17 protein-coding genes are annotated in these 15,910 nt (G+C 35.7%); 2 read left to right on the top strand and 15 right to left on the bottom strand.

Translation table 11 applies throughout. The features are described from left to right. Positions 1-611 precede the first annotated feature (611 nt). Complete coding sequence (locus tag NRE15_RS14400) at positions 612-1,250, top strand: SGNH/GDSL hydrolase family protein (RefSeq protein ID WP_313793558.1); 639 nt, start codon at positions 612-614, stop codon at positions 1,248-1,250. Positions 1,251-1,308: 58 nt separating this feature from the next. On the opposite strand, the gene NRE15_RS14395 is transcribed toward NRE15_RS14400, so the two are convergent. The 5 genes from NRE15_RS14395 to lysA are packed head-to-tail and all read right to left on the bottom strand — an operon-like array spanning position 1,309 to position 7,304. Beyond that, on the bottom strand, positions 1,309-3,045 hold the full coding sequence (locus NRE15_RS14395; protein ID WP_313793557.1) for a M3 family oligoendopeptidase: 1,737 nt from the start codon (positions 3,043-3,045) through the stop codon (positions 1,309-1,311). A gap of 22 nt (positions 3,046-3,067) precedes the next feature. After that, a complete protein-coding gene (locus NRE15_RS14390) occupies positions 3,068-4,282 on the bottom strand; it encodes an LL-diaminopimelate aminotransferase (RefSeq protein WP_313793556.1) in 1,215 nt (404 codons plus the stop codon). 34 nt (positions 4,283-4,316) lie between these two features. Further along, entirely contained in the window at positions 4,317-5,093 is a 777-nt protein-coding gene (gene dapB / locus NRE15_RS14385) for a 4-hydroxy-tetrahydrodipicolinate reductase (RefSeq protein WP_313793555.1), read from the bottom strand. 12 nt (positions 5,094-5,105) lie between these two features. Further along, positions 5,106-5,996: a 4-hydroxy-tetrahydrodipicolinate synthase gene (gene dapA / locus NRE15_RS14380; protein ID WP_313793554.1), complete on the bottom strand. Its 891-nt coding sequence runs from the start codon at positions 5,994-5,996 to the stop codon at positions 5,106-5,108. A 15-nt stretch (positions 5,997-6,011) separates the two neighbouring features. After that, positions 6,012-7,304, bottom strand: a complete 1,293-nt coding sequence (gene lysA / locus NRE15_RS14375; protein ID WP_313793553.1) for a diaminopimelate decarboxylase — start codon at positions 7,302-7,304, stop codon at positions 6,012-6,014. Positions 7,305-7,845: 541 nt separating this feature from the next. Here lysA and NRE15_RS14370 point away from each other — a divergent pair. Then, positions 7,846-8,832, top strand: coding sequence for an aspartate-semialdehyde dehydrogenase (locus tag NRE15_RS14370; RefSeq protein ID WP_313793552.1), 987 nt, complete (start codon positions 7,846-7,848; stop codon positions 8,830-8,832). A gap of 91 nt (positions 8,833-8,923) precedes the next feature. On the opposite strand, the gene NRE15_RS14365 is transcribed toward NRE15_RS14370, so the two are convergent. The 10 genes from NRE15_RS14365 to NRE15_RS14320 form a co-directional block, all read right to left on the bottom strand. Further along, positions 8,924-9,250: a HesB/YadR/YfhF family protein gene (locus NRE15_RS14365; RefSeq protein WP_313793551.1), complete on the bottom strand. Its 327-nt coding sequence runs from the start codon at positions 9,248-9,250 to the stop codon at positions 8,924-8,926. 79 nt (positions 9,251-9,329) lie between these two features. Beyond that, the gene (locus tag NRE15_RS14360; protein ID WP_313793550.1) at positions 9,330-9,968 is read right to left on the bottom strand and encodes a response regulator transcription factor; all 639 of its coding nucleotides are present in this window, start codon (positions 9,966-9,968) and stop codon (positions 9,330-9,332) included. Further along, positions 9,968-11,053: a sensor histidine kinase gene (locus NRE15_RS14355; RefSeq protein ID WP_313793549.1), complete on the bottom strand. Its 1,086-nt coding sequence runs from the start codon at positions 11,051-11,053 to the stop codon at positions 9,968-9,970. Before NRE15_RS14355 ends, NRE15_RS14360 begins: the two co-directional genes overlap by 1 nt. Next, positions 11,050-11,799: a cell wall-active antibiotics response protein LiaF gene (gene liaF / locus NRE15_RS14350; RefSeq protein WP_313793548.1), complete on the bottom strand. Its 750-nt coding sequence runs from the start codon at positions 11,797-11,799 to the stop codon at positions 11,050-11,052. Before liaF ends, NRE15_RS14355 begins: the two co-directional genes overlap by 4 nt. Positions 11,800-11,974: 175 nt before the next feature. Further along, on the bottom strand, positions 11,975-12,457 hold the full coding sequence (greA, locus tag NRE15_RS14345) for a transcription elongation factor GreA (protein ID WP_313793547.1): 483 nt from the start codon (positions 12,455-12,457) through the stop codon (positions 11,975-11,977). Positions 12,458-12,556: 99 nt separating this feature from the next. Then, on the bottom strand, positions 12,557-13,180 hold the full coding sequence (gene udk, locus NRE15_RS14340) for a uridine kinase (RefSeq protein WP_313793546.1): 624 nt from the start codon (positions 13,178-13,180) through the stop codon (positions 12,557-12,559). A gap of 134 nt (positions 13,181-13,314) precedes the next feature. Continuing rightward, on the bottom strand, positions 13,315-14,565 hold the full coding sequence (gene mltG / locus NRE15_RS14335; protein ID WP_313793545.1) for an endolytic transglycosylase MltG: 1,251 nt from the start codon (positions 14,563-14,565) through the stop codon (positions 13,315-13,317). Positions 14,566-14,817: 252 nt separating this feature from the next. Beyond that, positions 14,818-15,186, bottom strand: a complete 369-nt coding sequence (locus NRE15_RS14330) for a DUF1292 domain-containing protein (RefSeq protein ID WP_313793544.1) — start codon at positions 15,184-15,186, stop codon at positions 14,818-14,820. A gap of 12 nt (positions 15,187-15,198) precedes the next feature. Beyond that, a complete protein-coding gene (gene ruvX / locus NRE15_RS14325) occupies positions 15,199-15,636 on the bottom strand; it encodes a Holliday junction resolvase RuvX (protein WP_313793543.1) in 438 nt (145 codons plus the stop codon). Continuing rightward, a complete protein-coding gene (locus NRE15_RS14320; RefSeq protein WP_313793542.1) occupies positions 15,633-15,896 on the bottom strand; it encodes an IreB family regulatory phosphoprotein in 264 nt (87 codons plus the stop codon). The genes ruvX and NRE15_RS14320 overlap by 4 nt, the downstream gene beginning before the upstream one ends. Positions 15,897-15,910: the final 14 nt, after the last annotated feature.

The raw sequence follows: 15,910 nt of genomic DNA, 5'->3' as shown, positions 1-15,910 counted from the left end.
TGACCTTAACCTAAAATCCGTGTTTGTAAGTGGGAAGTGAAAGACCGTCAAATCGACACGGCACCTTTCCCCCATCCGCCTCTCAGTTTGTTTGAAGGCGGATTGGACGCACCATCCGCCTCTCAGACTTCCCTCTGGCGGTTGGGACGCGCCATCCGCCTCTCAGGGGAAATGGGAAGTGAAAACCGTCATTTCTCACTTACGTGGGCGCACACATATTCAGGCAGTTGTTGTGAGCGTGATGTGGAGCGCGCACATATTGGGGCATTTGTTGTGAGCGTGACGTGGGGCGCACACATATTGGAGCATTTGTTGTGAGCGTGATGTGGAGCGCACACATATTCGGGCATTTGTTGTGTGCGCGAGCTCAGGCGCACGCAAGAAATGTCGCTTGTTGTGTGCGTGAACCTAAGCGGGAAATGTGTGACCATTAAATAAACGACAAATTAGGCTATTCGGTCATGAAATTAGGTATTTGGTGACCGAATAACCTAATTTAACATTCGCTCACTTCCCGCTTACCGTGTTTCAAATGTTCTAATCTAAAGATGTTAAGTAAAATAAGTTTATGCTAAAATGAAAGTACTAATAATTGATTGAGAGGCATGTTAATGAAACTAAGAGCAAATGATCGGATTTTATTTATTGGAGATAGTATTACAGACTGTGGTAGAAGTTTTAATAATGACGAAGATTTAGGTTTGGGCTATGTTTTCCTGGCGGGAAACCTTCTGTTAGGAAAAGTACCCCATCTGCATCTAAAGGTCTTTAATCGAGGGATTGGCGGTAATAAATTGCTTGATTTAGAAAAGAGGTGGGAGACGGATTGTTTAGCAGTCAATCCAGATATTTTAACTGTCTTCATTGGTATCAATGATATTTGGCATAATCGTACCAATAGCACACCGATTGACCAAGAATACTTAAATGATTTTGACCGCCGTTACCGCCAATTACTAATGCAAGTGACAGAACAAAATCCAGCAATACAATTAATTCTAATCCAACCCTTTGTTTTACCTATTCTCGACGATCGCTTAGCATGGAAAAATGAGCTAAACTTGATGAATCAAATCATCGCTAATATTGCTAACGATTTTAAGGCTGAGCTCATCCCGTTATCTGATCATTTCGAACAATTATTAACCGAATCTGATCCACTTGAATTTACCGTTGAAGATGGTGTTCACCCTACTCCAGTGGGTCATGGTGTCATTGCCAACCAATGGCTGAACCGCATTAATTTTTAACAAAAAATATCAGTGCCAGTAGCTTCTTACTAAGAAACGTCCAGCACTGATATTTATTTTATTTAGTGGTTAATGCGATAAATTGATCAACATAATCAGCAATGCCATTCATGGTTGACTGCCAGAAAGCTTCACTGGTCACATCAATATCCATCACTTTAGCGACGTCTTCAACGGATGCCACGGTCGTCTTATGCAAAAGTTCACCATATTTTTCCACAAAACCATCTGGTTGATTTTGATAAATCTCATACAATCCACGAGAGAACAAACCGCCATAGGCATAAGGGAAGTTGTAGAAACTTAAGCCTGTTGAATAATAATGGGTTTTGTTGACCCACATATAAGGATGTAAGGCATCTTTATCTAAACCGTCCCCATAAGCTTCAATTTGAGCCTTGGTCATCATATCCGCTAATTCATCGGCAAACATAAAGCTATTTTGACGTTTTTCAAATACTTCTGATTCAAACAAATATCGTGAATAAATATCTACAATAATTTGCGTCACATCTTGCAGATACTGCTCAATAACGGCTACTTTTTCATCGTCTGATTTCGCTTCTTTAATCAAATAATTCATGACAATCGCTTCGTTAAAAGTTGAAGCTGTTTCAGCTACTGGCATGGAGTAACGCCAATTTAAAGGACGATGCGAATGAATTTTTGTTCCATGATAAGCATGACCTAGTTCATGCGCTATGGTCAAAATGTCACTTAAAGATTCGCCAAAGTTTAACATAATCCGTGATTGCTTAATAAAAGGTAAATTCGAACAAAAAGCACCGCCACGTTTCCCTTTACGCGGATAGAAATCCATATAATGTTTATCGTAAAACTGCGTTGTCATTTCGGCCAAATCAGGTGCAAAAGCTTGGAATTTTTCGACTAAATACGCTTTAGACTCTTCAACCGTAAACGTTTGACTGGTCTTACCCATGGGTGCAAACAAATCATAGAAAGGCAACCCATTGTCATGCCCTAACAAGCTTGCTTTATGGTTCAAATATTTTCTAAAAATCGGTAAATTATTTTTAATGGCTGACAGCAAAGCATCCAGTGTTTCACGGCTCATTCTTGATTTTTTAAGCGTTTCATCAAGGGGAGAATCATAACCACGCATCTGTGTAACATCTAAAACTTGGGACTTAATATTGTTTAATGAAAAAGCAATCGAATCTTTAATCCCATCATAAAGCTTTATTTCCACTTCAAAAGCTTCTTTTCTCACGTCGGAATCAGCACTATAGGCTAAATTACGTAACTGGCTGAGCGTCTTGGTTTCACCCCTGAAATCTGTTTCAACTGTCGAAGTCAAATACTCCGTTAGATTACTCCAACCACTGCCGGCAGAGCGATTTAGCTTGGTGATGACTTCTTCTGCTTCATCACTTAATAAATGTTTAGCTTCTTCTTTTAACTCTGCAAAATAAAATGTATACTCCGCTAAATCCTCATCTTGTGTAATGTCTGTATCGATTTCACCTAAGAAACGATCTATTTGAGCATTAATTTTGGCAAACTGATTAAACTTATTAGCCATCACATTTTGATAATTCGTACTTTGAGTATCCGTTGTTTTGGTAGCCAAGTTCAATGATATATAACTCGATAATTTACGGAAGAGAACGTATTGCTTCTCTTTTAAGGCGATAACAGCTTTAATATTTTCAAGGTTATCATCAAATTGAATGTGTTGAAACGCTTCTAAAAGAGTATCAACACTTGCTAAATCATTTTGAAAAGCTTCACTTTCAAAACTTGGATATAAATCATCTAATTGCCATTCGTACACAAAATCGCTCCCTTTAACTTAATTACAACTCTTTTAATCGCTTAATTAATTTATCAATAATGCCATCAGCAGCAAACATCGATAAACGGACAAAATTTTCACCATTAGTACCATAAGCTGACCCTGGCGTGGATACCACTTGGTATTTATTCAATAATTCTTCAAAAAACGCCCATGATGATTGCTCATGGATAGATTTCACCCACAAGTAGGGCGCATTTTCACCACCGTACACCACAAAACCGGCTTCTATAAGGCTTTCTTTAACGCGGCAAGCGTTAGCCAAATAATGTTGAATATTTGCTTTGATTTCTGCTTTTACCCTTGGCTGATACACTGCTTGCCCTGCTTTTTGAATAATAAAAGATGCCCCATTAAATTTAGTGGCTTCGCGACGCGCCCACATCTCATTTAATGATTGACCCTCATACACTAAATCTTCAGGAATAATCATATAACCTAAGCGTAAACCTGTAAAACCAGCGCTTTTTGAAAAGGATTTTATCTCGATAGCACAATTTCGGGCGCCTTGGCAGGTATAAATTGACCGGGGGATTTCAGCGGATTGAATGAAGGCTTCATAGGCAGCATCATAAATAATTAAGGCTTGATGCTGATTGGCATAATCAACAAATGCTTGTAATTCAGATTGTGTCAAAGCTTTACCTGTAGGATTATTTGGATAATTTAAGTAAATTACATCAACTGCCTGCTGAGGTAAATTGGGTACAAAAGCATTATCTTCATTTGCTTCTAAATAAACCAGTCGACTCCATCGATGGGTCTTTTCATCATATTCACCTGCACGACTAGCCATAACATTACTATCAATATACACAGGATAAAAGGGATCAACAACGGCTATGGTTATGTCTTCAGCAAACAAATCTTGTATATGAGCAACATCACTTTTAGCACCATCTGAAATAAATATCTCATTTTCGTTTACCGGGATTCCTTTAGCCTGATAGTCATTTTCAAGGATAGCCCTGACTAAAAATGGATGTCCTTTTTTGGGGCTATAACCATGAAAGGTATCCATCTTTCCTTGTTGATCAGCGGCAAGATGGATGGCCTCAATAACGCCTTGATTTAAGGGAAATGAAACATCACCAATACTTAAATCTAATATTTCTGCTTGTGGTGGATGTGTTTGCATATATTGAGTGAGTTTCTCTTTAACACTCACATAAACATAGTCTTCCTTAAATTTAGCAAAATTAGGATTTACACGCATGGTCTTCACTCCCCTTCCGTTAACAATAACCGTATTATAAATCTAACACATCAGACATATCATAGAGGCCTGGTTCAGCTTGAGTGAGATAGGCTGCTGCTTTTAAGGCACCTTGAGCAAACAAACTCCGATTATTTGCTCGATGAGTTATTTCGATTTCCTCATTGTTGTTAGCAAAAATAACCGTATGTTCCCCAACGATATTTCCACTTCTTATCGCATGCATACCCACTTCATTATGAGGTCTTGCAGCATAAAAGCCTTCACGTCCTGCTTGAATGTGTAAGGGTTCATTGACTTGACTTTGTATGGAATCAAATAACATTTTGGCTGTTCCACTTGGAGCATCTTTTTTGAAACGGTGGTGTTTTTCAATAATTTCGATATCATAATCTAAAGGATAAAGATATTCGGTTAATAATTGTAAAGCTTTTTGCATGACATTAACACCTATACTTGTATTATGGGTATTAATAATGGGAATTGTTTTAGCGGTATCAAAAATAAGTTGCTCAACATCTGCAGACTGCCCTGTTGTTGCTAAAACTAAGGGGAGGTGATATTTATTCGAAAAATTGACCACGGACTCTGAGAGTGTAGCAGATGAAAAATCGATCACGACATCAATGACGGGGTGTTCTTTAGAAACATAAGCATCTAAGGCTTCAAAATCATTAAAAATGGGTAAATTAGGATTGGTTTCTTCCTCAGATTGTAAAGCTAAAACAACTTGATCGGTTTTAGAACGATTGACGAGTTGTAAAACCGCCTGCCCCATAGCTCCATTAGAACCAATTAATAGGATATTCATCAGCGTTCACCTCTATTCAATGATATATTGGCTGAGATTTTCAGCTTCATTAACTAAGCGTTCTTTCACAAGGTCACTTGGCTCAAATAAAGGTAAGCGATAAGCATTATGACAATGACCCAATAAATGGGCTAAATATTTAACTGGGATGGGATTAACTTCCAAAAATAAGCTTTCGATGAGACCCGCTAAGCTTTGATGCAGGGCTTGCGATTCTGCTTCTTTACCGTCATTGTATAATTGAACAATATTATGGGTTTCCTCTGGAGCGACATTAGCTAGAACGGAAATAACACCTTGGCCACCAATAGCCATGACGTCATAAATATTATCATCATTTCCGGAATAAACAGCGAAATCAGGATGCGTATTCTCAATCACTGCTTGCGTAAAGGCAAGGTCGCCAGTGGCGTCTTTAATCCCATTAATATTAGGATGTTGACTTAGTTCAACGACTTGATCCACCGTTAATTCCACCCCGGTTCGTCCAGGTACATGATAAAGAATAATTGGAATATTGACGGAATCAGCTATCGATGCGAAATGTAAAAACATGCCTTGACGGTTAGATTTGTTATAATATGGCGTCACTACTAATAAGCCATCGGCGCCAACCGCTTCAGCCGCTCGGCTTAAATGAATAGTGTGGGCTGTATCGTTCGAGCCCGTTCCAGCAATAACGGGTACTTTTTTATCCACTCTTTCAAGTGTGAATTGAAGCAACTTAATTTGTTCCTCATCCGTAAGCGTCACACTTTCACCTGTGGTGCCGGTGACAATAATGGCATCTGTTTTGTGTTGTAAATGAAAATCAACCAATTTTCCATATGCATCCCAATCAATCTCACCATTAGGCAAGAATGGCGTTAAAATTGCAACACCCGAACCTGTAAATAAACTCATTTTACTTCCTCCATTCTAAATTTCATTGCGCATCATATCGGCAAATGTTTCACGTTTGACGGTTAAACGTGATTTGCCATTTAATACATGTATCATAGCTGGCTTAGGAATACGGTTATAATGACTGGACATGGTGTAATTGTATGCTCCCGTGCCGTTGACTAAGAGTAAATCACCTGTTTCCGCTTCAGGTAGCGGATAATCATTAATAATTTTATCCCCACTTTCACACGCTTTACCAGCAATGGTATAAACGGTATCGGCAACTTCATCTGCTTTATTCGTTATCAAGGCTTCATACTTCGCTTGATATAAAGCTGGACGAATGTTGTCGGTCATGCCCCCATCAACAAATAAATAATTTTTACCACTGGTTGTTGTTTTTAAATCACCCACTCGATATAGAGTTGAGCCTGATTGATTAACTAAGGCACGTCCCGGTTCAATGGTTACTTTTTCTAGCGTTAAGCTTAATTTTTGACTTGTTTCATGAACATGTTGAATAAATTTTGGAAGGAAGGCTTTAATATCAAAAGGTTTATCTTCGGCCGTATAATACACACCAAAGCCACCCCCAAAATTAATTTCTTTCACTTTTAAGTTTAGATTATCTTCCATTTTTTTAGAAAATTCAATCATTTCGGTAGCAGAATCTAGAAAAGATTGTTCTTCAAATACTTGACTACCAATATGACAATGAAAGCCAGCCAAGTCTAAAGTGGGATAGTTGTTAATCGTCTGGATAACGTCTTCAATGGCTGGGTCAAAGACACTTTCCCCAAATTTTGAATCATTGTGTGCTGTTTTAATATATTCGTGTGTATGTGCTTCAACACCAGGATTTAAGCGTAATAAGACTCTTTGCTTTTTACCTAAATCAAGGAGCAGTTTGTTTAAGCGCGAAGCTTCTGAACGATTATCTAAGACAATTGTTCCTACACCCTGCTCAATGGCATATAACAGTTCATCATTTAATTTGTTGTTACCGTGAAAATATAATTTACTTGGGTTCACTCCACTGGCGACAGCCGTATATATTTCACCGGCACTAACCACATCTTGACCAATCCCTAATTGTGCAACTAATTGACCCATCGCTTTCGTAAGTAATGCCTTTGAAGCGAATAGAACTTCTGTTTCAAAATAAGGGTTTGATAAAGCTTCTTTATAATCTTTAACCCGCTGAACAAAAGTAGTTTCGTCAAAAATATACAGTGGCGTTCCATAGGTTTCAGCTAAGTATTGATAACTTAAGCCATCATGTTGTAATTGACCATTAACAATAGTTTGATACGATTCTAATTTCATAAACATCTCCTCGATTATAATAAAATGGGTAAAGGGCTTAACAAAAAGTAATAAAAAAACAGATCAATCTAATTTTGAATTTTCATTTATAGAGCATCAACGCATAAGAGACTGTATGCATTAAAATGCTACAATCTCCTTAAATCCCTTACCATATTGGGTTTAATATAGGTCTAGCTGTGCTTTGATACCAAAAAAAGACAAACCAGCCAAGTTCGATTTAATCAATTTTTATCAAAGCAAAAATCGCAAATTAAAATATACATCTAAATGAAGAACATTATATCTTTATCATTTTAACTTAATTTTAGATTAAAGGTTAAAAACACGTAAAATTAATAATTAATCGATTAGATTTGTTTTTACTATAGCAATTCTATGTAAAAGTGTCAATGAATACAAGGCTGTTATATAATAGAAACTAAAAACTTATGTCTAATATTCTTATCAAATTATCAGAAAAAAGACAGACTCACTTGACTTTTCGCCAATGCGTGATAAGTTAATAGAGTAGATTGACATTTAAAGGAGAAAGAATCACATGACACATAAAATCCATCTGGCTATTGTTGGTGCTTCAGGAGTAGTTGGCAGCAAAATGATCGAAGTTTTAGAAGAACGCCAATTCCCAATCGAAAAATTATACTTATTTGCCTCAAAACGTTCAGCGGGTAAAACCGTTACGTTTAAAGGGGAAGACATTGAAATACAAGAATTAACAGAAGATTCATTGAAAGCACCGATACAAATTGCCCTTTTTTCTGCTGGGGGTAGCATTTCGGAAAAATTTGCTCCTATAGCCGCTGCAGAAGGTATCTATGTTGTAGATAATAGTTCTTTTTGGCGGATGAATCCAGAAATCGATTTAATCGTACCTGAAATTAACCACGACCAATTAAAACATCCCTCACAAATCATTGCTAATCCGAATTGCTCAACCATTCAATCCGTCCTTCCCTTATCTGGTTTAACCAAATATGGCATTAAACGAGTTGTTTACAATACTTACCAAGCGGTATCTGGAGCAGGTCAAGCAGGTATTAATGATTTAGTTAACAAGACAACGGATAACTTTCCCTATTCAATCAATGATAATGTAATCCCCCAAATTGATGTCTTTTTGGAAGATGGCTATACCAAAGAAGAAAATAAAATGATTGAAGAAACCAGAAAAATACTAGGAATACCCAATTTACCAATCACAGCCACAGCTGTTCGAGTTCCGATCCATACGTCTCATGCTGTTAGTATCAATGTTGAATTAGAACAACCTTTCGATTTAGACACCATTCGCCAAGATCTTTCAAATGTCGAAAATGTCGTTATTGTTGATAATCCTAGCCAATTAGAATATCCTCTTCAATCGAAAGCCGTTAATCGCGATGAGGTATTTGTTGGACGGATTCGTCGAGATGCGTCTGTTGAAAATGGCTTGAATTTATGGGTGGTTTCAGATAATTTAAGAAAAGGTGCTGCGACCAATACCATCCAAATTGCAGAAGAATTAGTGAAAAACGGATTAGTATAAACAAAAAATACTTAACTTTCGAAAATAGGGCTTGCTAGTTGCCCTATTTCTGGATAGTTAAGTATTTTTTTGGATATCAAGTCGGTTGACCTTACTCAACAACTTTCCCATCTTTTAAATAAATATATTTCGGCTCATTTAAATCTTTATCTAACTCAACTTTTAAACCATAGCCATCAAAAAACCAGCTATCGTTATCTTCAATAAAGAACAGTATTCCATTAGGTGCTTCAAACTTAACAATTGGTTTTGATGGTACTTCTGAATCAACCGCTATACCAAAGCCTTGGTTAATTGGACTACTTGCATAAATTTTTGCTTTAATACGAATACCTGATCCTTCAGGGATACCAACTTCTTCTTTAAACCAATCTGCTGCTTCATTAGACACTTCTAATGTTATATCGTATGCTGCCATCTAAATTACCGCCCATCTATGATTATTTGACTAACACAAACATTATACTACATAATTGAATGTTTAGGTGATTTTCTGCTTAATTCTCTTCAAAGAGATGGTGTTGGAAAGCATAAATCGTCGCTTGCGTTCGATCGACAACTTCTAGTTTAGATAAGATATTCGAAACATGGGTTTTAACTGTTTTTAAAGTAATAAATAACTCATCCGCAATCGCTTGATTAGAATAACCTTTTGTAATCAACTCTAACACTTCTAATTCACGATTCGTTAATTGATCATGCAATTGAGGTTGCGATTTTTTAAAATTGCGTGATAATAGCTTGTCACTCACCTCTTGCTCAATCACATTTTCACCATTATAGGTTGAGCGAATCGCATCAGCAATTTCACTAGCCGATGACGTTTTTAATAGATAACTTTTAGCCCCAGCTTCAATCGCAGGATAAACTTTCTCATCATCTAAAAACGAAGTAACGATAACGATTTTGGCCTCAGGCCACTCTGCTAATATCTTTTTCGTTGATTCAATCCCATCCATGACATCCATGACAAGATCCATTAAAATAACATCTGGTCTAAGTTCTAATGCTTTGTGATAGCCTACTAAGCCGTTTTCAGCTTCTCCAATCACTTCAATATCTGGTTGGATCATTAAATAAGAGGCTACGCCTAAGCGCACCATTTCATGATCATCAATGATTAATACCTTTATCATCAGTCACCTTCCTTAGTTAGCTGTAATTTTACTCTTTGAATTGGCGTTGTTATATCAATAATTGTTCCTTGATTAGGGATACTAACGATTTTAATGCTGCCACCTAAACTATTAATGCGTTCCTTCATATTTGCTAAACCATATGTTCCGACATTGCCTATGCGCTCTAAATCAAACCCAACTCCATCATCAATAATTTTTAAAGAAACCGTATCATTATCTTGACGCAAATAGACTTCTAATTTTGTTGCTTTAGCATGCCTTAAGGTGTTTGAAACGGCTTCTTGAACAATACGGAATAAATGATCTTCGATTCCACTTTCCATATGAGTATCTTCTAAGTGATAAATTAGTTCAATCGGAATTTTATTTTTCAATTCATTTAATAACTGGGTAATGCCTTCTTTTAATGATTTATCATTAAGTTCAACGGGACGTAAATGTAATAACAAAGCTCGCATTTCTGTTTGAGCATTGCTGATGATTGATTCCACTCTTAAGAGTTGTTGTTTTTGAGCTGTCATTGGTTCATCTTTATCAACTTCATTAATCGCTGATAACATCATCATAGCCGCAAATAATTGTTGGCTGACCGAATCGTGTAATTCACGCGCAATCCGATGACGTTCATGTTCGATAATTTCTTCTCTAGTTTCAGACCCAACAAACATAGGTGCAGCAGAAAATTCCTGTAAATCATTGGTTAATTGCATTAAACGTGTACGCAAACGATTGATATTTTCAATAACAATATCATGTTCATCAAACCAAGAATCCGATTCGATTTCCTCTTCAAAAATAGGATGTTGATATTTGTCTAATAATAACCAATCTAAACGACTTTTCACTTGTTCATGAGATTCATTTAGAGAGGAAGCTAAATAAGCGGAATATAACAAGCAAGCAGCAAACACCACAGCAATTAAAATCAAATACATAGGGATATTTAACCAAGAAACCGCAAAAAAATCATTTAAAGTAAATAACTTTGCCCCAAAAATAAGTAATATTAACGTAAAGATAATTAAGGCTGAGACAATCAATAAGATATGGAGAAATAATCGCATCCATAATTTCATGCTCATATGATAATCACCTCAACATCACCCATTCCTTGTGACACAATGACATTCATTTTTCGAATAGCCTCATCATAGTTAGCACCTACCCACTGAAAATTTTCGCCGACCAATGGATAAACGTTTGATTCAAATTTTACATTTCCTCGTATACTACTAACATTAATTCGCAAACCAACATCTCGTGGTATAATCAAACGCGTTTTACCAAATATCTTACGAACCACAACCGTACTTTCTCCTTTAGGTAAAATGGTATTTCCTAAGTCAATGATAGAATTACCTCCTAAATAGATAATATTAATATCATCCCAAGGATAAACTTCTTGTGGTTGGCTAACTAAATTAGTTAACGATTGTTTTTTAATTAATGTTCTTTGTTCACTTTGTGGACGTACTAATTGAATCCCTAAATACCGTTCTTTTTGTTTAAACGGATGAATAAGGACTTCACTTAAATTATAAAATTCATGTCCTTGTTCGCCTTGAAATAATAAGACAAATAACAATAATACTATAATTAATAACCAGATTGATTCTGTCAACAATATGGATAAGATAATAAAGAAAACCCCTAATATCAAGAATACCTTCTTATACTTTTCGGCTTTGCTTAACTTAAAGAAAACGAGAAATAAAAGACCCATTCCTAAAATGACCATATGCCCAACAGAGGTAAAGATTTCTGTAGCAATAAAAAATAAAACGACCGCTATGATAATAAATATATTATTGCGTAAAAATTTTGTCACAATCATCCCTCTTTTCTCAAAATTCACTCAACATAAGCATGACAGAATCAGCCACTACCTACATCAGTCTAGAGAATGATTCATCTTTAGTATAACAAAAAAAGCATCATAATAATCCGTTTCATCTTATTAATTTTCTAACAAGTGAACATAGATTATTATAATGCTTAACCAATTAATTATTTTTAGCAACATCCGTAATTTTGATATCAAAACTACCACCAGGTGTTTCGATTGTAACGACATCATTGATTTTTTTACCTAGAATCGCTTTAGCAATCGGTGAATCATTTGAAATTTTAGATTCTAAAGGATCGGCTTCAGCACTCCCAACGATGGTATAAGTTTCTTCATCCCCATCAGGTAACTCGATAAAAGTAACTTTGCGACCTAAAGTAACTTCATCATTAGCAACGTTTTGATCATCAATAACTTGAGCATAACGAATCATCATCTCTAATGTTGAAATACGCCCTTCAACAAAAGCTTGTTCATCTTTAGCAGAATCATACTCAGAATTTTCAGATAAATCACCAAAACTGCGTGCCACTTTAATTCGTTCAACGACTTCTTTACGTTTATTGACTTTTAAATCTTCTAATTCAGCTTCAAGTTTTGCTTTACCTTCCGCTGTCATAGGATACACTTTTTCTTCCATGTTATACCTCCTTACTCTTTGTAATATCAAAAGAAACTCACAATGTTAAATATAAAAATACCATTGCAAGAATTATCTTTTGTGGTTGTTATCAGCTAATTACTCATTGAGAATTGATCGTATTTTTGTTGCTAATAGATCAATGGCTACTTGATTATATCCCCCTTCAGGCACAATAATATCTGCATACCTTTTTGTAGGTTCAATAAATTGATGATGCATCGGTTTAACAACATCGATATATTGCTGTATCACAGATTCGACTGATCGGCCACGATCTTTTACATCACGTAAAATACGCCGTGCCAAACGAATATCATCATCCGTTTCCACGTACACTTTAATATCTAATAAATCGCGAATCCGTTCATCATCTAAAATTAAAATCCCCTCAACGATAATCACTTCACGAGACTCCTTTATGATTGTTTGTGAACTTCTAGTATACTGCTCGAAGTCATAAACTGGTTCCTCGATTGATTGTCCGTTAACGAGTTGGTTTAGATGTTCATAAAATAATTCATTATCAAAGGCAAAAGGATGATCATAGTTTGTATTTAAACGTTCTTCAAAGTTTAAATGGGATTGATCTTTGTAATAAGAGTCTTGTTGAAGCAATACAATAGAGTATGTAGAAAAATTTTGTAATATTTTATTACTGACACTTGATTTGCCACTACCAGATCCTCCTGTTACACCAATAACAATTGGTTTTTTTGTCATTAATATCCCCCTTACATCCTGTATTTTTTGACATAGCGAAAGGTTGGCTCACTACATGAAATAGCGTCGCCAACCAAAATATATATCAGATTCTGAAAATGAATCACTTTAAAAACATTGATACTATTAAACCACTAAACGGCACTTTCGTCAATCGTTTCTTCTACATTTATATCATTTTCATTACTTTCATCAATAATTGTTTCTGTTGTTTCATCTGAAGCTTGTTCTTCAAGAATACTTGATTGTCTTTGGTTAACATAGATTTCAACCAGCGCCATATGTTCTTCATAAGTACTTGAAAAGAAAACCTCACCCGTATCAATATCGGCCACAAAATAATAATAATCATTATAGGCTGGATAAATAGCCGACATAATGGCTGACATACTCGGACTATTATATGGACCTGGCCCCATACCAGGATACATATATAAATTATAAGGTGAGTCAACTTCTAAATCGGATAAAGTCACAAATTCACGATGTTCACCCAAGGCATATGATACAGTTATATCGGATTCTAAATTCATGCCAGCATTGATTCGATTTAAAAAGACGCCAGCAATTAAATCACGATCTTCTTGCGTTACAGCCTCTTTTTCAATTATCGAGGCTAAAGTTAAAACTTGATGGAAAGTCATCCACGTTTGATCAACATCGTCACGAATAGCTTGATATTCGATATTCATCGTTGATACCATTTGTGTAATTAACTCTTCTGCCGTTGTGCCAGCAATATAATCATAGGTTGCTGGGAATAGATAGCCCTCTAAAGGATAACGTAAATCTTCAATTTGACTTAAACCACCTAATAAAGAAGGAAATTGATCGGTTAAATCGGCAAGAAAAGCTTCATCATTTATAGCCGTTATAAACTCATCGCGTGTAATCGGTGTTTGAGCTTCAACCATATCCGCAATCTCTTCTATTTGCATCCCTTCAATAACAGTCAGGTTGGTATCGATATCTTCGAATATCGGCTCGCCACCTGCATCCAGAACTGAAATAATATGTTGAACATCCATACTTTGCGTGAATTCATAATGACCTGCTTGTAAATCACTCATATTTTGTGAACGCATATAAAGAGTAAAAATTTCTGCATTTCTGATTAAATTATTTTCTTCCAACAAAGTTGCGACATCATTACTCGAGCTTCCAATCGGAATAGTCACTTCAACAGCTTCATTACTATCTGGATTTACGGGGCTTAAAGCATTAGTAATATAAACATATCCACCAATGCCAACCACTATAAGAACGACAAGAAAAGTAATCATAATAATCTTAATAATACGATTAGTCCATAATTTTTCTTTAACGTGCTGATCTTCATTTTTTCGCGCTCTAAGCCGAATATCCTTCCAATTAATTTTCGCCATATATTCTCCTAAAATCAATGATTTATTGTTATTATTGTTAGATTATAACAAATTACTACTCAACTAACTATTAAATCAAGTTAACAATTCGCTTACTTAGCGTATATTTATAAAATTTTAACATTAATATATTGCCGTTTACTCTTTTATCGCAAACAATAACAACCCGAACTCTCAAAAAGCGTCTTTATTGACACGATTAATGAAAGTTCGGGTTTAATTAATGTTATTTCTTTTATGCAAGTACGTATCTTAGTTTAATTCATCATCATCTAAAAAAGTATTTAATACTTCTTCAATCATATCCCATTCTTCATCGGTTTCAATAGGTTGTAAAGCCCCTGATTGCCCATCTTCTGTTTCAACATACGAATAAGCTTGTAATTCAACATCCTCTTCTTCAATGGTTCCCGCAGGAAAAACTAGTACATAATTCTTTTTGTATTCGTCTGATTCAAAGGTAAATAAAATTTCATACAAGGATTCGTTGCCTTCTTCATCAAGTATAGTAATATACTCATGATCGTGGTCATGATCATGGTCGTGGTCATGATCATGGTCGTGGTCATGATGATGGTGGTCGTGGTCATGGTCATGATGGTTGTGTTCGTTATTATGCATAAAAATCACCTTTCATTTGTTGGTACGATCTAAATAATTTTGTAAAATAATGACAGCTGCAAGTTTATCAATAACTTTTTTTCTTTTCTTGCGTGAAACATTTCCTTCTGAAATTAGCATACGCTCCGCTTGGGTCGTTGTCAATCGTTCATCTTGATAAATAATTTCAAGTTCAGGCTGTAAAGCTTTTAAGCCTTCACCATATCGCATAGAGGCTTCGGCACGTGGACCAATGGAATTATTCATATTTTTAGGCAGTCCAATCACAATGGTTTTGACTTGATTGTCTTCAATGATTTTCAGTAAATGATTAAAGCCTAAATCATTATTCTCTTCATCAATCCGCAAGGTTTCTAATCCTTGTGCTGTCCATCCCATTAAATCACTTACTGCAATCCCAACTGTCTTTGTACCAACATCTAACCCCATAACTCGTTGATACTTACTCATTCAGTTTCCTTACCTGTTAAATAATATTCGACTAATTTTTCAACAATTTCGTCGCGTTCATGATGACGAATTAAATTCCGAGCATCTTTATGACGTGGAATATAAGCAGGGTCTCCTGATAATAAATAACCTACAATTTGATTAATTGGATCATATCCTTTTTCTTCTAAAGCTGTGTAGACAATTTCTAATGTTTCACGAATTGAACGTTTATTTAAATCATCTAATTTAAACAATATAGTTTCGTCTAATGATAGCATAGGGAGTCACCATT

The organism is Fundicoccus culcitae, assembly GCF_024661895.1.
GTDB classification, from domain to species: domain Bacteria; phylum Bacillota; class Bacilli; order Lactobacillales; family Aerococcaceae; genus Fundicoccus_A; species Fundicoccus_A culcitae.
The sequence above is the reverse complement of the archived record's forward strand: the minus strand, read 5'-3'. Positions and strand labels throughout refer to the sequence as shown.